The sequence below is a fragment of the Rhizobium sp. 21-4511-3d genome, from assembly GCF_053522545.1.
The window spans coordinates 459,243-475,815 of the sequence record NZ_JBNWCF010000001.1; the positions used below are offsets into that span (position 1 = coordinate 459,243).

Below are 16,573 nucleotides of genomic sequence, written 5' to 3' on the forward strand. Positions count from 1 at the left end.
AATGAGCCTCGCCGAGACAGCAAATGACAATGCTGTAGCCGCCCGCAAGGGCGAGGAAGAGGCCGTCACGCCGCCGCCCGCAGCGCCGCCCTTGCCGGTACCGCTGGCGCGCTGGAAGGTGCCGCTCTACATGGCCTCCTCGGTCTTGTTCTTCCTGACCCAGGGGTTGGGGATGAACCTGATCACCGCCAATATCTACCAGCTGCAGGGCTCGTTCTCGGCGACCACGATCGAGGTGTCCTGGCTGTCCGCCGCCTATATGGCGCCCTATGCCAGCCTTGCCATCGCGCTCTTCAAGATCCGCACGCAATATGGCCTGCGCCGCTTTGCCGAGTTCAGCATCATCTGCTTCCTCTTCGCCTCGATGATGAACCTGCTGATCACCGATCTGCATTCGGCAATCGTCGTACGCGCCTTGAGCGGCATGGCCGCCGCCCCACTCTCGACGCTCGGCTTCCTCTACATGCTGGAAGCCTTCCCGCCGGAAAAGAAGCTCTCGGTGGGCCTCAGCCTGGCGCTGATGAACACGCTGTTTGCCGCGCCGATCGCCCGGATCATCTCGCCGTCGCTGCTGGATCTCGGCGGTTACAGTGCCCTTTACACTTTCGAGATGGGGCTGGCGCTGATTGCCCTGCCGGTCATCTACCTGCTGCCGCTCACGGCGCCGCCGCGCGCCAAGGTCATCCAGCGGCTCGATATCCTGAGCTACCTGCTGCTCGCCATCAGCTTCGGCTGCCTGGCCGTCGTCCTGACGCTCGGGCGGCTCTACTGGTGGTTCGAAGTATCCTGGCTCGGCATCGTACTTGCCGTCTCGATCGGCGCGCTGACGCTGATGTTCCTGATCGAGCTGCCGCGCGCCAATCCGATGATCGACCTGCGCTTCGTCTTCTCGGGCGCGAACATGCGCATGGCCGGTCTCCTGCTACTGTTCCGCTTCGTCTCCTCGGAGCAGTCGACGACGGCGGCGAATTTCTATCAGCAGCTCGGCCTGCTCAACGACCAGACGATCCATCTCTATGCGATCATCCTGCTCTCGTCGCTCGCGGGCGGCCTGTTCTGCGCCTATCTGATGATGACGCGCTATGTCGAGACCGCGCATGTGCTGGCGCTGATCCTGATCGCGGCGGGCGCCTATATCGACAGCCAGTCCACCAGCCTGACGCGGCCGCCGGAAATGTATCTGAGCCAGGCGATGGTCGCGGCGGGTGCGGCGATGTTCCTGCCGCCGGTCATGTCCAAGGGCTTTGCGGCCGTCCTCGCCAAGGGTATGCCCTATATCGTCAATTTCCTGGTAATCTTCCTGTTCACCCAGTCGATCGGCTCGCTCTTTGCCTCCTCGGTACTCGGCACTTTCGTCGTCATCCGCGAGAAGTTTCATTCCAACGTTCTCGTCGAACATATCCTGCTGACGGACCCGATCGTCGCCCAGCGCGTCTCGCAGCTTTCGGCCGCCTACGGCAAGGTCATCACCGACAAGACGCTGCTGAATGCCGAGGGCCTCTCGCTGCTCAGCCAGCAGGTGGCGCGGGAAGCCTATGTGCTCGCCTATAACGATGCCTTCTACGTCATCTTCCTGTCCTGCCTGGCAGGTCTCGTCGTCCTTCTTCTCCATCTCGCATGGAAGCGCCGGCCCTGGCAGAACGGGCCGGAGGCCGTCCTTGCGCAATCCTGAGCCAGAGGCCCCATCCGCATGTTCAAATCCCTCCGCTCGCCCACCTCTCTGATCGTGCTGATCGCCGGTGCCGCCGGCATCCTGCTGGTGCTCTATGCCTGGCGCCTGCCGCCCTTCGTCACCTCGGTGGAAACGACGGACAATGCCTATGTCCGCGGCTATGTCACGCTGATGAGCCCACAGGTCAGCGGCTATGTCGTCGACGTTCCGGTCAAGGACTACGAGCATGTGAAGCAGGGGCAGGTACTCGCCAAGATCGACGACCGCATCTATGCGCAGAAGCTGGCGCAGTCGCGCGCCGCGCTCGATGGTCAGAAGGCGTCGCTCGCCAATTCGCACCAGCAGGAGCTCTCGGCACAAGCCAACATCGCCTCCAGCCAGGCGCAGATCGACAGCGCCACCGCGGCGCTGAAGCGTGCCCAGCTTGCCTGGGACCGCGTCGATAATCTGAGCAACCGCGGCATCGCCTCGGCCAGCGAATCCGAAGCCGCCCAGGCGACGCTCGAGCAGGCGAAGGCGGCGCTCAATCAGGCGCAGGCCGCCCTCGAAGTCTCCAGGCAGAGCCTGGCGACGATCATCGTCAATCGTGCCTCTCTGGAAGCCAATGTCGCCGGTGCCGAGGCGGCGGTCCAGCTCGCCGAAATCGACCTACAGAACACGTCGGTCGTGGCACCCCGCGACGGCCATCTCGGGGAGATCGGCGTGCGGATCGGGCAATACGTCACATTGGGCACGCAGATGATGGCGGTGGTTCCCGAGGACGTCTGGGTGATCGCCAATTTCAAGGAAACCCAGCTCGATGGAATGCAGGTCGGCCAGCCGGTCTCGGTCTCCGTCGATGCGCTCGGCCATCACCGGCTGACCGGCCGCGTCGAGCGCTTCTCGCCGGCCGCCGGTTCGGAATTCGCCGTCATCAAGCCCGATAACGCCACCGGCAATTTCACCAAGGTCGCCCAGCGCGTCGGCGTGCGCATCAGCATCGATCCCGGCCAGGATCTGGCCAAGGACCTGTCGCCCGGCCTCTCGGTCGTGGTGCGGATCGACAAGAGCGCAGCACCTCTGAAGAGTGTTGCCGACAACCAGTAGGCCCCTGAAACGAAAAAGCCCGGCACGAGGCCGGGCTTTCCGTATGCGGTATCGGAGAGAAGCTTATGCTTCGTCTTCGTCGAGGCCGTCAGCTTCCGGATCGAAGAAGTCTTCCGGACGCAGAGCGTCTTCGTCAACGCCGTAGATCGCGTCAACCGAGGTCAGGGTCTCGCCCTTGGCCTGGCGCTCAGCTTCTTCAGCCGAACGTGCAACGTTGAGCTCAACGTGGATTTCGACTTCCGAATGCAGCTGGATTTCAACCTTGTGCAGGCCGATTGCCTTGATCGGCGTGTTCAGGTGAACCTGGTTGCGGCCGATGTTGAAGCCTTCTGCGCCGAGGATGTCGACGACGTCGCGAGCCGCGACCGAGCCGTACATCTGGCCGGTTTCGCCAGCCGAACGGACGACGATGAAGGCCTTGCCGTCGAGAACGTCGGCAACCTTCTGGGCTTCCGACTTGCGCTCGAGGTTACGGGCTTCGAGCGTTGCACGCTCGGCTTCGAAGCGCTTCTTGTTGGCTTCGTTGGCGCGCAGAGCCTTGCCGAGCGGCAGGAGGTAGTTACGAGCAAAGCCGTCGCGAACCTTTACGGTTTCGCCCATCTGGCCGAGCTTGGAGATACGTTCGAGGAGAATGACGTCCATGTTAGAGTTCCTTTCTTAGATGTTCGAATCTGTTTGTTTGGGGGCATCCGCATCCTTGTTGGGGGTCAGTGCGATCGCTTTGCGCGTATCGGACAGGCCGACGACCAGGATGAAAAAGGCTGGCAGCATCAGGATGAGCGATGCCAGGTAGAGAAGGATCAGCGCCGGCAGGCGCCAGTCCTTGCCGCGCGTGCGGAAATGCAGCGAGGCGAAGCCGGAAAGCAGGAAGCCGGCGCCGAACGTGCCGACGACGGTTGCTCCGATCATCGCCGGAACGCCGCCGAAGAAGGTGGCGGCCAGACCGGCGAGGAAGACGAAAATCGAATTGCGGTTCATCCGAAGCGCGGACGGAATGTCTTCGCGCGGACGCAGCGCCCGGCCCGAAGCGTTCACGATGCGGGTCGCGATGTAATAGGCAGCAAACAAGAGCACCACCCACATGGCGCCCTGGATGGCTGGCAGCATCAGCAGCAGCAGCGACTTGGTCTGCGCCGTCGCAGCCGGATCGAGGCTCACTTCCGGCTGCTGCTGGGCAAAGGACGTGAACAGCGCATCGACCATCTGGCTGACGAGATCCGGGCCGTAGCCGATCATGAAGCCGGTGACGATGACGGCGAGCGTCACGAGTGCGCAGAGATGCAGCAGGATATCGGACAGCGGATACCAGGCCATCAGATGATCGGGACCGCCGAGCTCGGAGGCGGGGCGCGCCAGATTGGCGAGATGGCTGAGCCAGCCGGCCGGCAGCAGCGTCACCAGCGTCATCATCAGCGCGAAGGTCGGCGAGATGGCGATGGCGCCGAGCACGGCGGCAGTGACGACGGCGGAGATGGCGGCAGCATTGCCCCAGCCGAGGCCGACGAGAAGAATGGGAAGCGCGGAAGCCGCGTAAAGGACGGCGCTGAACGACAATTGAACGCTCGCGCCGAGCACCAGCAGTGCGGCGGTAATGCCGGCAAGGGCGCCGGTCAAAAGCGTTTTAAAGTCCAGTTTGTTCACGGTCGCTGTCCTGCTTCATAAAGCAGTTAGAGGGCGTTTTCTGAATCAGTTTCAGAAAGGCCTCAACATGGGTTTTAAGAGTTCCGATCCGCGCCCATCGCGAAAGGGAGAAGGGAAGGCATCTCTGCCTTCCCTCGATTTGGTCTCGTCAGCCGATTAGGCGACGACGTACGGCAGCAGGCCGAGGAAGCGGGCGCGCTTGATCGCCTGAGCGAGTTCGCGCTGCTTCTTCTGCGAAACAGCCGTGATACGGGACGGAACGATCTTGCCGCGCTCGGAAATGTAGCGCTGCAGGAGACGAACGTCCTTGTAGTCGATGCGCGGAGCGTTTGCACCAGAGAAGGGGCAAGTCTTGCGGCGGCGATGGAACGGGCGGCGGACCGGAGCGGAGGAAGCTTCAGACATTCTTATATCTCCTTATGCACGGTCTTCGCGGGGAGCGCGATCAGGACGCGGGCCACGCTGGAAGTCGCCGTCACGGCGCGGCGGACGGTCACCGAACTCGCGGCGCGGGCCACGGTCGCCACCTTCGCGCGGGCCGCGGTCGTCGCGGTCGCGCTTCTGCATCATGGCAGACGGGCCTTCTTCGTGCTTTTCAACAGCGATCGTCATGTAGCGCAGGACGTCTTCGCTGATGCGCATCTGACGTTCCATTTCCTGGATCGCAGCTGCCGGTGCATCGATGTCCACGAGGACGTAATGTGCCTTGCGGTTCTTCTTGATGCGGTACGTGAGGGACTTGAGGCCCCAGTTTTCGACGCGCCCGACCTTACCGCCGTTAGCTTCGATCACACCCTTGTACTGTTCTACGAGGGCGTCGACCTGCTGAGCGGAAATATCCTGCCGGGCAAGGAATACATGTTCATAAAGAGCCATGACAGCTTTGCCTTTCTTGCGTTTGGTCAACCCGGTATTCGGCGGCTAAGCCTCAACGACTGCTCCTGATTGGGCGGACCCAGGCAAGAAAAGCGTTTCCGAGACGGTCGAGAGCGGAGACACGGGAGGCTGGAACGCTTCCGTTCCGAACGATTCCCCTAAAGGAAACCGGCCCTCCGTTCAGCCACCAGCCAGAAGACCGGGTTTCGAACAGGGGCGCTTATACGGATTTTTCGACAGAAGGCAAGGGGCTGGCGGACAGGCTGTGCTATATCTATCTGAACCGCATCACCGAGGGGAGCACTCTTGAAAGAGACGAAGTATTCCGAAGACGGCAAAAGCAATCACGGTGATGACATGCCTCAGCGCGAGCCCGCCGAGCAGTTTTGTAGGCGCCTTGCAAATCCTGACGAGGACGATATCGACCTTGAGCAGGTTATCGCAGAACACAGAAAGCCTCATAAGGGGATCGATCTGCGATAACCTAGCGTGTGTTTTACAGCGGCATCGGATACTGCCGGTGGACCTTCTCGATCTCGGCAAGCACGTCGCCCGACAGCTTCACATCGACCGAGCTGAGATCGGTCGTCAGCTGTTCCATCGTCGTCGCGCCGATGATCACCGAGGCCATGAAGCGGCGGTTGAGGCAGAAAGCGAGTGCCATGGCCGAGGGGTCGAGGCCGTGGTTGGCGGCAATCTCGAGATAGGCCTTGGTCGGTGCTTCCTGCAGCGGCTGCAGGCGGCCGCCGAGGTCTCCGTTGATCGAGGCGCGCGATCCCTCAGGCTTCACGCCACTCTGATACTTGCCGGAGAGAATGCCGGCGGCGAGCGGCGAATAAGCGAGCAGGCCGACATCTTCGTGATGCGAGAGTTCGGCGAGATCCAGATCGAAGTGACGGTAGAGAAGGTTATACTCGTTCTGGACGCTGGCGACGCGCGGCAGGCCTTTCTGCTCCGAGAGCGTCAGGTATTTCTGGATGCCCCAGGTCGTCTCGTTGGAGAGACCGAGCGCGCGCACCTTGCCTTCCTTCACCAGGATATCCGTCGCCTCGAGAATATCGAGAATGTTGGCGACGGCCTTGGCGCGGTCCTGCTTGAAGGGGTCGTAGTGCCAGTTCTGGCGGAAATGGAAATGGCCGCGGTTCGGCCAGTGGATCTGGTAGAGGTCGATATAGTCGGTCTTCAGGCGCTTGAGGCTGGCTTCGACGGCAAGCTTGATGTTCTTGGCATCGGCGCCTTCGCCGCCGCGGATGTAGGAGCGCCCGTGGCCGGCTACCTTGGTCGCCAGCACGATGTCCTTGCGCTTGCCGGTCTTTGCGAACCAGCTGCCGATGAACTCTTCGGTGTGGCCGTAGGTTTCCGAGGAAAGCGGCGTCGTCGGATAGAGTTCGGCGGTGTCGAAGAAGTTCACGCCCTTTTCGACGGCGTAATCCATCTGCGCGTGGGCTTCTGCCTCGCTGTTTTGCGAGCCCCAGGTCATGGTGCCGAGGCAGATTTGCGAAACCGATATGTCTGTACGGCCTAATTTGTTGAACTTCATTGGAAAACCTTGAAAGCAAGTGTGCGGCGGAACCCGCGCTGGGGCGGCGCAAATTTAAGTGCGAATTCGGCAAGCGCAAGTGCAAAAAGCCCGGTTTTTCGCACCTGCAAAAGGCTCTGGAGACCGCGAACGGGCTATTGACTCCTCAGGAAAGAACGTCAATTGGAGGCGAAATCGCCCAAATGACATAATAGGGATATAGAAATGACGGTCGCTTTTACATTTCCGGGCCAAGGCAGTCAGGCTGTTGGCATGGGCAAGGAGCTTGCCGAAAACTTTGCTGAAGCCCGCGCGGTATTCGATGAAGTCGACGAGGCGCTCGGCGAAAAGCTGTCCTCCATCATGTTCGAAGGTCCCGAAGAGACGCTGACGCTGACGGCGAATGCCCAGCCGGCGCTGATGGCCGTCTCCATGGCCGTCATCCGCGTCCTGCAGGCCAAGGGCCTCGATCTCAAGTCCAAGGTTTCCTATGTCGCCGGCCATTCGCTCGGCGAATATTCGGCACTCTGCGCCGCCGGCACATTCTCGCTTGCCGATACCGCCCGTCTCCTGCGCATCCGCGGCAATGCCATGCAGGCAGCCGTTCCGGTTGGCGTCGGCGCCATGGCTGCCATCATCGGCCTGGAACAGGTTGACGTCATCGCCGTCTGCGAAGAGGCATCCGCTCTCGGTTCGGTCCAGATCGCCAACGACAACGGCGGCGGCCAGCTGGTCATTTCCGGTGAGAAGGCAGCCGTCGAAAAGGCTGCAGCGCTCGCGACCGACAAGGGCGCCAAGCGCGCTATCCTGCTGCCGGTCTCCGCGCCCTTCCATTCGACGCTGATGGCGCCTGCGGCAGACGCGATGCGCGAAGCGCTCGCCGGCGTTGCCAAGTCCAATCCGATCGTTCCCGTCATCGCCAACGTCCGCGCTGCACCGGTCAGCGATGCAGACGAGATTGCCAAGCTTCTCGTCGAGCAGGTCACCGGCCAGGTCCGCTGGCGCGAGACGGTCGAATGGTTCGCCGCAAATAACGTCACGACGCTCTACGAGCTCGGCTCCGGCAAGGTGCTGACGGGCCTCGCGCGCCGCATCGACAAGACGGTCAATGGCATTGCAGTCAATACGGCCGCCGATATCGACGCAGCCGTCGCCGCCCTCATGGCCTGATCGGCCCCACCAGACATAAGGAACGCATCCATGCTCGATCTTACCGGCCGCAAGGCTCTCGTCACAGGCGCATCCGGCGGCATCGGCGAGGAAATCGCCCGTATCCTCCACAAGCAGGGCGCCATCGTCGGCCTGCACGGCACGCGCGTCGAAAAGCTCGAAGCGCTGGCCGCCGATCTCGGCGACCGCGTCAAGATCTTCCCGGCGAACCTGTCGAACCGTGACGAAGTCAAGGCGCTCGGCGCCAAGGCCGAAGAAGAGCTCGGCGGCGTCGACATTCTCGTCAACAATGCCGGCATCACCAAGGATGGCCTCTTCGTTCGCATGAGCGACGAGGACTGGGACAGCGTCATCGAAGTCAACCTGACCTCGATGTTCCTGCTGACCCGCGAGCTGACGCACCCGATGATGCGCCGCCGCTTCGGCCGCATCATCAACATCACGTCGATCGTCGGCGTCACCGGCAATCCGGGCCAGGCAAACTACTGTGCCTCCAAGGCCGGCATGATCGGCTTCACCAAGTCGCTGGCGCAGGAGATCGCCACCCGCAACGTCACTGTCAACTGCGTCGCCCCCGGCTTCATCGAGTCTGCCATGACCGGCAAGCTGAACGACAAGCAGAAGGACGCGATCATGGGCGCGATCCCGATGAAGCGCATGGGCACGGGCGCCGAAGTTGCGTCTGCCGTTGCCTATCTCGCTTCCAACGAAGCAGCCTACATGACGGGCCAGACGCTGCACGTAAACGGCGGCATGGCCATGATCTGAAACAGGAAACCGGCCCCGTCACCGTTTTTCACGTCAATAGCGTGTTGACCAATCTGGCGGGGTTGATTTTCTGGCTTTGCGGCAGACATAAACCGTGTTAAGCGGGCCAATGACTGTGAACAGTCGTCCCGAGAAACAAGGCGAACCGGCAGGCTTTGAGCCAGCCTGGTACACCTGGAAGCCGGGCCAACGAGTTTGCTGAAGGCGTCGAGAGGGCGCCGTAGGCTGAAACAGGGTAGGGGTGCCAGAAGGCACTCTGATCAGGACATAAGGTCGAGGAAACCGACATGAGCGATATCGCAGAACGCGTAAAGAAAATTGTTATTGATCATCTTGGCGTCGATGCCGACAAGGTTGTCGAAGGCGCAAGCTTTATCGACGATCTGGGCGCAGACTCGCTCGACACCGTCGAACTGGTCATGGCGTTCGAAGAAGAATTCGGCGTTGAAATTCCTGACGACGCAGCTGACTCGATCCTGACCGTCGGCGACGCAGTCAAGTTCATCGAAAAGGCCCAGGCTTAATCCTGAGCGATTTTCAAAGGGCGGGCCACGAGTCCGCCCTTTTCATTTGGGGCTAAGCCCAATTTCAAGAAGACTATAGGCGGGGACACTCGATGAGACGGGTCGTTATCACCGGTACCGGTATGGTATCACCCTTGGGATGCGGAACTGAAATCACCTGGAAGCGTCTGCTCGAAGGCAAGAACGGTGCCCGCCTCGTAACCGAGTTCGAAGTCGAAGATCTTCCCGCCAAGATCGCCTGCCGCATTCCCGTCGGTGACGGCACCGAAGGCACCTTCAATCCCGATGACTGGATGGAGCCCAAGGAACAGCGCAAGGTCGATCCCTTCATCATCTACGGCATGGCTGCCGCCGACATGGCGCTGAAGGATGCAAACTGGCATCCGCAGACCGACGAGGACCAGATCGCCACCGGCGTGCTGATCGGTTCCGGCATCGGCGGCATCGAGGGCATCGTCGAGGCGGGCTATACGCTGCGCGACAAGGGCCCACGCCGCATCTCGCCGTTCTTCATTCCCGGCCGCCTGATCAACCTGGTCTCCGGCCAGGTGTCGATCCGCCACAAGCTGCGCGGCCCGAACCACTCCGTCGTCACCGCCTGCTCGACCGGCGCGCACGCCATCGGCGATGCTGCCCGTCTGATCGCACTCGGCGATGCCGATGTCATGGTTGCCGGCGGTACCGAATCCCCGGTCAGCCGCATTTCGCTCGCAGGCTTTGCCGCCTGTAAGGCGCTGTCGACCCAGCACAACGACGACCCGACCAAGGCTTCGCGTCCCTACGACAAGGACCGTGACGGCTTCGTCATGGGCGAGGGCGCCGGCATCGTCGTTCTCGAAGAGCTGGAACATGCGCTGGCGCGCGGCGCCAAGATCTATGCCGAAGTCGTCGGCTATGGTCTGTCGGGCGACGCCTATCACATCACCGCACCGTCGGAAGACGGCGAAGGCGCACAGCGCTGCATGGCGATGGCGCTGAAGCGCGCCGGCCTGACGCCTGCCGATATCGACTACATCAACGCCCACGGCACCTCGACCATGGCCGACACGATCGAGCTCGGCGCCGTCGAGCGCCTCGTCGGCAATGCCGCTTCGAAGATCTCGATGTCGTCCACCAAGTCGGCAACGGGTCACCTTCTCGGTGCCGCAGGCGCTATCGAAGCGATCTTCACGACGCTGGCGATCCGCGACAACGTCGCCCCGCCGACGCTGAACCTCGACAACCCCGAGCGCGAAACGGCCATCGATCTCGTTCCGCACAAGGCTCGTCAGCGGGAAATCAATGTGGCACTGTCGAATTCCTTCGGATTCGGCGGTACCAACGCATCGCTGGTTCTGCGCCGCTACGCCGCCTAACAGGCGGGCGCCACGGCGCATTTTGGCAGAGCACGAAGGCAGGGCCGGCACCTCGTGGCGGCGGCCCACCTGTTTTTTGCCGTATTGCTTCTTAAAAAGCAGACGGGGCCAAATATAGAGGAATGCCGGGTGAGCGACACGAACCAGAGCAACGAAACGCCGGGTCAGGGCGAGCAGCAGGCACAGAACGGCCGGATCATTCCGAAATCGCCGACTGAAGCGCTGCGCCCGGAACGCGTTCCGGAGCCGCCGAAGCGCTCCAAGAAGGCGCGCAGCCAGGTCGTGATCTTCCTCAATTTCGTGATGACGCTGGTGGTGCTCGGCTGCGCCGCGGCGGTCTTTGCCTTCTACTACGCGATCTCGAGCTATCAGGATCCAGGCCCGCTCGAGACGAACACCAACTTCATCGTTCGCAGCGGCGCTGGTCTCTCCGAAATTTCGAGCAATCTCGAGCGCAACAACATCATTTCCGACGCCCGCATCTTCCGCTATCTGACGGCCACCCATCTGAACGAAGGCGAAAGCCTGAAGGCCGGCGAATACGAGATCAAGGCCAAGGCTTCCATGAACGACATCATGGAGCTGCTGAAGTCGGGCAAGTCGATCCTCTATTCGATCTCCTTCCCGGAAGGGCTGACCGTCCGCCAGATGTTCAACCGGATGAACGATGACCAGGTTCTGGAAGGCGAGCTGCCGACCGTACTTCCTGCTGAAGGCAGCCTGCGGCCGGATACCTACAAGTTCTCGCGCGGTACCAAGCGCGGCGAGATCGTCGATCAGATGGCAGCCGCCCAGACCAAGCTCGTCGAGCAGATCTGGGACAAGCGCGATCCGGCGCTTCAGCTGAAGTCGAAGGAAGAGCTGGTGGCGCTCGCCTCGATCGTCGAGAAGGAAACCGGCGTGCCGGACGAGCGCGCCCATGTCGCGTCCGTCTTCCTCAACCGCCTCGGCAAGGGCATGCGCCTGCAGTCGGATCCGACGATCATCTACGGTCTGTTCGGTGGCGACGGCAAGCCGGCCGACCGGCCGATCTACCAGTCGGACCTGAAGAAGGACACGCCCTTCAACACCTATATCATCAAGGGCCTGCCGCCGACGCCGATTGCCAATCCGGGCCGTGACGCGCTGGAAGCCGTGGCCAATCCCTGGAAGACCGAAGACCTCTATTTCGTAGCCGACGGCACCGGTGGTCACGTCTTTGCGGCCACGCTCGACGACCACAATGCCAATGTCAGGCGCTGGCGCAAGCTGGAAGCCGACAAGGGCGCCGACCCGAATATCGCGGTGGACGGCCAGCCCGAAGCACAGGCGGATGCGCCTGCCGCCCAGAAGAAAAAGAAGACCAACTGATTTCGGAGGCTCGCATGGCTTTGCAGTCCATGACCGGTTTTGCACGGCGTGAGGGAACGAGCGGCCGTTGGCGTTGGGCATGGGAGCTGCGCTCGGTCAACGGCAAGGGTCTCGACCTGCGCCTGCGCCTGCCGCCCGGCCTGGAGCGGATGGAAGTGGACGTGCGCCGCATGGCGGGCGAAACCTTCAGCCGCGGCAACATGCAGGCGAACCTCTCGGTTTCGGCCGGCGAGAACCGCTTCGAAACAGTTCTCAATCAGGATGCGCTGGCGACCGTTCTTGCCCTGCGCGACCAGCTGGCAGGCATCATCGATCCGGAGCCGCTGAAGCTCGACACGCTGTTGTCGATCCGCGGCCTCGTGGAGTTCCGCGAGAGCGAAGACAGCGAAGACGCACTCGCTGCCCGTGATGCCGATGTCGTCAGCGGCCTCGTCGGCGCGCTTGCCGATCTGAAGCTGATGCGCGAGCAGGAGGGGGCGGCTCTGTCGCGCGTACTCCTCGACCACGTCTCGACGATCGAAACACTGACGCAGACCATCGAGCGCGACCCTTCGCGCTCGCCGCAGGAGATCGCCGAGCGCCTGAAGACGCAGGTGGCGATGCTGCTCGATGGCACCGCAGCGCTCGATCGCGATCGCCTTCATGCCGAGGCGGCACTGCTTGCCACCAAGGCTGATCTTCGCGAGGAAATCGACCGGCTGAAGGCGCATGTCGCCGCTGCCCGCGAATTGCTGGCAAAAGGCGGCCCTGTCGGCCGCAAGCTGGATTTCCTTGCACAGGAATTTAACCGGGAATCGAATACCATCTGTTCGAAATCGAATGCCTCGGCCGTGACTGCCGCCGGCATTGAACTGAAAGTCGTCATCGACCAGTTCCGCGAACAGGTCCAGAATCTGGAGTGATCCATGCAACCGACGAAAACGTCGCCCATTCAGATCGCGCGCCGCGGCCTGATGCTTGTCATCTCATCGCCGTCGGGTGCCGGAAAATCGACGATTGCCCGCACGCTTCTGGCGCAGGATAGCCAGATCGGTCTGTCGGTCAGTGTCACAACGCGCCAGCGCCGCCCGAGCGAGGTCGAGGGCATCCACTATCGCTTCGTCAGCATCCGCGAATTCGAGGTGCTGCGCGATTCCGATTCGCTTCTTGAGTGGGCCGAGGTTCACGGCAATTTCTACGGAACGCCGCGCGCTCCCGTCGAACAGGCGATGAGCGAAGGCCGCGACATGCTGTTCGACATCGACTGGCAGGGCGCCCAGCAGCTGCAGGAAAAGATGTCGGCAGACGTCGTCTCGATCTTCGTGCTGCCCCCGACCATGACCGAGCTGCAATCGCGCCTGCACCGCCGCGCCGAAGACTCCGAAGAAGTCATCGCCCAGCGGCTGGCCAATTCCCGCGCCGAAATCGGCCACTGGCGCGAATACGACTATGTCATCGTCAACGACGATCTCGAGAAAGCCTTCGACTCCGTTCAGTCGATCGTCAAGGCCGAGCGTCTCCGCCGAGATCGCGGCCACGGCGTCTTCGACTTCGTCACCAAGCTGCTGGAAGAGACGCCGGTTCTCTGAGGGCCAGGCGGGGGGCTCGGCGAGCGCCCCTCATTTCCGATTTGAAGAAGTGTCTCCCGCGCCCCAAGACTGGGGCGCCGCCGGATTCCTGTGACATCTCGCGGGCGCAGCCACAAGGACACAGGGACGAGGGTGGTGTAGGAAGTCCCCTAGAGGCTATTCGCGAGCAAGCAAAACTCATCCACCGAAAGCGTCTCGGCTCGCCGTTGCGGATCGATTCCCGCCTTATGAAGCAGCGCCTCGCCGCCGATCGGCTTCAGGCTCTGGCGCAGCATCTTGCGGCGCTGGCCGAAGGCGGCATGCGTGACCCGCTCCAGGTTGGCCACGGAGCAGGGGATCGGGTTTTCACGCGGCGTCAGGTGCACAACCGTCGACGTCACCTTCGGCGGCGGCGTGAAGGCCTGCGGGGAAATGTCGAAGGCCATATGCGCTTGAGTGCGCCAGCCCGCGAGCACGCCGAGGCGGCCGTAGTGATCGTCGTCCTGTTCGGCGACGATCCGCTCGCCGACTTCCTTCTGGAACATCAGCGTCAGCGACTCCCAGAAGGGCGGCCACTGCTTCGGCAGCAGCCAGTTCACCAGAAGCTGCGTGCCGACATTATAGGGCAGGTTGGCGATGATCTTGACCGGACCCGCAGGCGCCATAGCCTCGAAATCGGTCTTCAGCGCGTCACCTTCGATGACCTCGAGACGGCCCGGATAGTGATCGGCAATCTCGGCAAGCGCCGGCAGGCAGCGCGGATCGCGCTCGACGGCAATCACCTTCTTGGCGCCGAGCGCCAGGATTGCACGCGTCAGGCCGCCGGGACCTGGGCCAACCTCGAAGACCGTGGCGTTCTCAAGATTGCCGGCAGTGCGGGCAACCTTCTGCGTCAGGTTGAGGTCCAGGAGGAAGTTCTGTCCGAGCGCCTTGCGGGCGTCGAGCCCGTGACGCTGGATGACGTCGCGCAGCGGCGGCAGGCCATCGAGTGCAGCCATCAGCGGCGGCTCTCGGCGTTGCGGCCCAGCTGGGCGCCCAGCTTCAGCGCGGCGACGAGGCTGTGCTCGCGGGCAATGCCCTTGCCGGCAATGCCGAAGGCCGTGCCGTGATCAGGCGAGGTTCGCACGAAGGGCAGGCCAAGCGTCACATTGACGGAATCGTCGAAGCCGAGCGCCTTCGCCGGGATCAGCGCCTGGTCGTGATACATGCAGACGGCGACGTCGTAGCGGGCGCGGGCCTCGTCATGGAACATCGTATCGGCGGGCAGGGGGCCGATGGCATCAATGCCTTCGGAGCGCAACTGCTGCACCGCCGGATGGATGATGTCCTCGTCCTCGCGGCCCATCGTGCCGCTCTCGCCCGCATGCGGGTTGAGACCGGCCACCGCAAGGCGCGGCTGGGCGATCCCGAAGCGCTCGATCAGGTCGGCATTGGCAATACGGCAGGTCTCGACGATCAGGGCACCGGTCAGCGCCTGCGGCACGTCCCTGATCGGGATATGGATGGTGACGGGAATGGCTCGCAGCTTCGGCCCGGCAAGCATCATGACCGGCGTCATGGCCTTACCCGTCGCGCGTGCTGCGAGATCGGCAAGAAACTCGGTATGTCCAGGGAATTTGAAGCCCGCCTCGTAAAGCACCGACTTCGCGATCGGGTTCGTCACGACCGCAAGCGCTTCGCCCTTGTGGGTCAGCGCGACCGCGGTCTCGATCGCGGCGATCGTTCCGGCGGCCGTCGCCACATGCGGTTCACCAGCGGCGACTTCAACGCCGGCCGCTATCGGCAGGACCGGCAGAGCTTCGGCAAAGATCTCGCTGGCCGTGTTGGCATCCGCGTGGCGGATCGGCACGGTAACATCGAGCTGACGGGCACGCACGGCCAGCACATCGGGATCGCCGATGAAGAAGAACGGCGCGAGACCGAGCTCACGGCGGCGCAGCCACGCCGTCAGCGTGATATCCGGGCCGACCCCTGCCGGGTCACCCTGCGTTAGCGCCAGTGGCCGCGAGAAGGGGACTGCCATGGCGATCAGCGATAGATGATCTGCGCCTTGGAGCGCAGTTCGTCGAGGTACTTCTTGGAATTCTCGTCGGTCGGCGCTTCCTTGTTGGCCTTCGCCTTGTCGAGGTCTTCCTGGCGGAACACCATCTCGGCGGCCGTGTCGTCGGAAACCTGACGCTGGCTGCAGATCGCCAGATATTCGACGCCCTTGTCAGTCACGCGGGTTGCTGTTGTGTTGCCCTTGGCCTGCTCGACCAGCGGCTTCCAGTCTGCCGGCAGCTGCGGCGCAAGCATGCGGCCGAGGTCACGGATGGAAACGTCACGCATGGTCGCGGCAAAGACCTTCGCCTGATCGCAGCCCGGATACTTCGAGCGGGATGCTTCCGCTTCGCTTTTGCGCTTGGCGGTGATGCCCTTCTTCGACTGCGGCACCACGAAGATGACCTGTTGCAGCATATACTCGGTGGTTTCGGGCTTCTGCTTGTTGTTCTCCATCATGCGCGAGACGAGATCGCTGCTCGACATGCGGCCGGCGGAGCCGAAGCGCGCATTGACGACGCGCGGCCAGCTCATCTGCACCGCGATGAACTGCTTGAAATGGTCGGCGCCAACGCCGGCGCGGGTCAGAATGTCGGTCAATTGCGCAACGGTCAGCTTGTTACCCTGCGCGAAGCGGGCGAAGGAGGCATCGACGTCGTCCTTGGAGACAGACATGCGCACGCGGGCGACTTCCTGGCGCTTCAGCGCTTCGTCGACCAACGATTCCTGGGCGCTCTTCGCATCTGCCTTCTGATGCTGCAGCTTCAGGAAGGCCACACGCTTGGCAACGTCACCGGAGGTGATCGCCGTGCCGTTGACAACGGCCTTGACCTCGCTTGCGGCAAAGGCCGGCTGAAACGCGGCAGCCGCGATGCACATCGCAGCGCCTGCAAGGATTGCCGTAACCGTTCTTCTGGCGCCAATCATCTATCGACCCTTCCTAGACGACACAGTCTATGCGCGCCTATTTCCTTCCATCGAGACTACAGGACGTCATTTCCAGCGAAATGATGCTTTCCTATGCC

18 protein-coding genes are annotated in these 16,573 nt (G+C 62.4%); 10 read left to right on the plus strand and 8 right to left on the minus strand.

Annotation, left to right across the window (positions count from 1 at the left end; translation table 11 throughout):
- Position 1: 1 nt before the first annotated feature.
- Positions 2–1,672 (plus strand): MFS transporter, encoded by a 1,671-nt coding sequence (locus tag ACQZ5H_RS02460; RefSeq protein ID WP_449096645.1) that lies wholly within the window; start codon positions 2–4, stop codon positions 1,670–1,672.
- Between the two features lie 18 nt (positions 1,673–1,690).
- On the plus strand, positions 1,691–2,758 hold the full coding sequence (locus ACQZ5H_RS02465; protein ID WP_449096646.1) for an HlyD family secretion protein: 1,068 nt from the start codon (positions 1,691–1,693) through the stop codon (positions 2,756–2,758).
- Positions 2,759–2,821: 63 nt separating this feature from the next.
- Here ACQZ5H_RS02465 and rplI read toward each other — a convergent pair whose 3' ends face one another.
- The 4 genes from rplI to rpsF all read right to left on the minus strand — a co-directional run bounded on the left by rplI (position 2,822) and on the right by rpsF (position 5,275).
- On the minus strand, positions 2,822–3,400 hold the full coding sequence (rplI, locus tag ACQZ5H_RS02470) for a 50S ribosomal protein L9 (RefSeq protein ID WP_449096647.1): 579 nt from the start codon (positions 3,398–3,400) through the stop codon (positions 2,822–2,824).
- Positions 3,401–3,415: 15 nt separating this feature from the next.
- On the minus strand, positions 3,416–4,399 hold the full coding sequence (locus tag ACQZ5H_RS02475) for a DUF2232 domain-containing protein (RefSeq protein WP_112719534.1): 984 nt from the start codon (positions 4,397–4,399) through the stop codon (positions 3,416–3,418).
- A gap of 156 nt (positions 4,400–4,555) precedes the next feature.
- Positions 4,556–4,804, minus strand: coding sequence for a 30S ribosomal protein S18 (gene rpsR / locus ACQZ5H_RS02480; RefSeq protein WP_004680498.1), 249 nt, complete (start codon positions 4,802–4,804; stop codon positions 4,556–4,558).
- A 12-nt stretch (positions 4,805–4,816) separates the two neighbouring features.
- The gene (gene rpsF / locus ACQZ5H_RS02485) at positions 4,817–5,275 is read right to left on the minus strand and encodes a 30S ribosomal protein S6 (RefSeq protein WP_112719533.1); all 459 of its coding nucleotides are present in this window, start codon (positions 5,273–5,275) and stop codon (positions 4,817–4,819) included.
- Between the two features lie 306 nt (positions 5,276–5,581).
- Between rpsF and ACQZ5H_RS02490 the strand changes: the two genes are divergently transcribed.
- The gene (locus ACQZ5H_RS02490) at positions 5,582–5,758 is read left to right on the plus strand and encodes a hypothetical protein (RefSeq protein ID WP_449096648.1); all 177 of its coding nucleotides are present in this window, start codon (positions 5,582–5,584) and stop codon (positions 5,756–5,758) included.
- A gap of 13 nt (positions 5,759–5,771) precedes the next feature.
- On the opposite strand, the gene ACQZ5H_RS02495 is transcribed toward ACQZ5H_RS02490, so the two are convergent.
- Positions 5,772–6,815 carry an aldo/keto reductase gene (locus ACQZ5H_RS02495; RefSeq protein ID WP_449096649.1) on the minus strand — a complete coding sequence of 348 codons (1,044 nt, stop codon included), beginning with the start codon at positions 6,813–6,815 and terminating at the stop codon, positions 5,772–5,774.
- A 204-nt stretch (positions 6,816–7,019) separates the two neighbouring features.
- On the opposite strand from ACQZ5H_RS02495, the gene fabD reads away from it, so the two are divergent.
- From fabD to gmk, 7 genes are all read left to right on the plus strand, one after another.
- On the plus strand, positions 7,020–7,964 hold the full coding sequence (gene fabD, locus ACQZ5H_RS02500; RefSeq protein WP_449096650.1) for an ACP S-malonyltransferase: 945 nt from the start codon (positions 7,020–7,022) through the stop codon (positions 7,962–7,964).
- A gap of 30 nt (positions 7,965–7,994) precedes the next feature.
- The gene (fabG, locus tag ACQZ5H_RS02505; protein ID WP_130282812.1) at positions 7,995–8,732 is read left to right on the plus strand and encodes a 3-oxoacyl-[acyl-carrier-protein] reductase; all 738 of its coding nucleotides are present in this window, start codon (positions 7,995–7,997) and stop codon (positions 8,730–8,732) included.
- 287 nt (positions 8,733–9,019) lie between these two features.
- Positions 9,020–9,256 (plus strand): acyl carrier protein, encoded by a 237-nt coding sequence (locus tag ACQZ5H_RS02510; RefSeq protein ID WP_003502080.1) that lies wholly within the window; start codon positions 9,020–9,022, stop codon positions 9,254–9,256.
- Between the two features lie 92 nt (positions 9,257–9,348).
- Complete coding sequence (gene fabF / locus ACQZ5H_RS02515; protein WP_112719528.1) at positions 9,349–10,611, plus strand: beta-ketoacyl-ACP synthase II; 1,263 nt, start codon at positions 9,349–9,351, stop codon at positions 10,609–10,611.
- 129 nt (positions 10,612–10,740) lie between these two features.
- Positions 10,741–11,961: an endolytic transglycosylase MltG gene (mltG, locus tag ACQZ5H_RS02520; RefSeq protein WP_199628839.1), complete on the plus strand. Its 1,221-nt coding sequence runs from the start codon at positions 10,741–10,743 to the stop codon at positions 11,959–11,961.
- A 14-nt stretch (positions 11,962–11,975) separates the two neighbouring features.
- A complete protein-coding gene (locus tag ACQZ5H_RS02525) occupies positions 11,976–12,863 on the plus strand; it encodes a YicC/YloC family endoribonuclease (RefSeq protein WP_112719526.1) in 888 nt (295 codons plus the stop codon).
- A 3-nt stretch (positions 12,864–12,866) separates the two neighbouring features.
- Entirely contained in the window at positions 12,867–13,529 is a 663-nt protein-coding gene (gene gmk, locus ACQZ5H_RS02530) for a guanylate kinase (protein ID WP_112719525.1), read from the plus strand.
- A 149-nt stretch (positions 13,530–13,678) separates the two neighbouring features.
- Here gmk and rsmA read toward each other — a convergent pair whose 3' ends face one another.
- From rsmA to ACQZ5H_RS02545, 3 genes are read right to left on the minus strand one after another with little or no spacing between them, the layout of a single operon-like run.
- A complete protein-coding gene (rsmA, locus tag ACQZ5H_RS02535; protein WP_449096651.1) occupies positions 13,679–14,506 on the minus strand; it encodes a 16S rRNA (adenine(1518)-N(6)/adenine(1519)-N(6))-dimethyltransferase RsmA in 828 nt (275 codons plus the stop codon).
- Positions 14,506–15,531 carry a 4-hydroxythreonine-4-phosphate dehydrogenase PdxA gene (gene pdxA, locus ACQZ5H_RS02540; protein ID WP_449096652.1) on the minus strand — a complete coding sequence of 342 codons (1,026 nt, stop codon included), beginning with the start codon at positions 15,529–15,531 and terminating at the stop codon, positions 14,506–14,508. Before pdxA ends, rsmA begins: the two co-directional genes overlap by 1 nt.
- A gap of 5 nt (positions 15,532–15,536) precedes the next feature.
- A complete protein-coding gene (locus ACQZ5H_RS02545; protein WP_112718821.1) occupies positions 15,537–16,475 on the minus strand; it encodes a SurA N-terminal domain-containing protein in 939 nt (312 codons plus the stop codon).
- Positions 16,476–16,573 lie beyond the last annotated feature (98 nt).

What these genes read in the sequence shown, in the direction of transcription:
- ACQZ5H_RS02495 (WP_449096649.1), bottom strand. Translation starts at nt 6,815, where the DNA reads ATGAAGTTCAACAAATTAGGCCGTACAGACATATCGGTTTCGCAAATC.
- rpsF (WP_112719533.1), bottom strand. Translation starts at nt 5,275, where the DNA reads ATGGCTCTTTATGAACATGTATTCCTTGCCCGGCAGGATATTTCCGCT.
- ACQZ5H_RS02460 (WP_449096645.1), top strand. Translation starts at nt 2, where the DNA reads ATGAGCCTCGCCGAGACAGCAAATGACAATGCTGTAGCCGCCCGCAAG.
- gmk (WP_112719525.1), top strand. Translation starts at nt 12,867, where the DNA reads ATGCAACCGACGAAAACGTCGCCCATTCAGATCGCGCGCCGCGGCCTG.
- ACQZ5H_RS02545 (WP_112718821.1), bottom strand. Translation starts at nt 16,475, where the DNA reads ATGATTGGCGCCAGAAGAACGGTTACGGCAATCCTTGCAGGCGCTGCG.
- rsmA (WP_449096651.1), bottom strand. Translation starts at nt 14,506, where the DNA reads ATGGCTGCACTCGATGGCCTGCCGCCGCTGCGCGACGTCATCCAGCGT.
- rplI (WP_449096647.1), bottom strand. Translation starts at nt 3,400, where the DNA reads ATGGACGTCATTCTCCTCGAACGTATCTCCAAGCTCGGCCAGATGGGC.
- pdxA (WP_449096652.1), bottom strand. Translation starts at nt 15,531, where the DNA reads ATGGCAGTCCCCTTCTCGCGGCCACTGGCGCTAACGCAGGGTGACCCG.
- fabF (WP_112719528.1), top strand. Translation starts at nt 9,349, where the DNA reads ATGAGACGGGTCGTTATCACCGGTACCGGTATGGTATCACCCTTGGGA.
- ACQZ5H_RS02525 (WP_112719526.1), top strand. Translation starts at nt 11,976, where the DNA reads ATGGCTTTGCAGTCCATGACCGGTTTTGCACGGCGTGAGGGAACGAGC.
- rpsR (WP_004680498.1), bottom strand. Translation starts at nt 4,804, where the DNA reads ATGTCTGAAGCTTCCTCCGCTCCGGTCCGCCGCCCGTTCCATCGCCGC.
- fabD (WP_449096650.1), top strand. Translation starts at nt 7,020, where the DNA reads ATGACGGTCGCTTTTACATTTCCGGGCCAAGGCAGTCAGGCTGTTGGC.
- ACQZ5H_RS02510 (WP_003502080.1), top strand. Translation starts at nt 9,020, where the DNA reads ATGAGCGATATCGCAGAACGCGTAAAGAAAATTGTTATTGATCATCTT.
- ACQZ5H_RS02465 (WP_449096646.1), top strand. Translation starts at nt 1,691, where the DNA reads ATGTTCAAATCCCTCCGCTCGCCCACCTCTCTGATCGTGCTGATCGCC.
- fabG (WP_130282812.1), top strand. Translation starts at nt 7,995, where the DNA reads ATGCTCGATCTTACCGGCCGCAAGGCTCTCGTCACAGGCGCATCCGGC.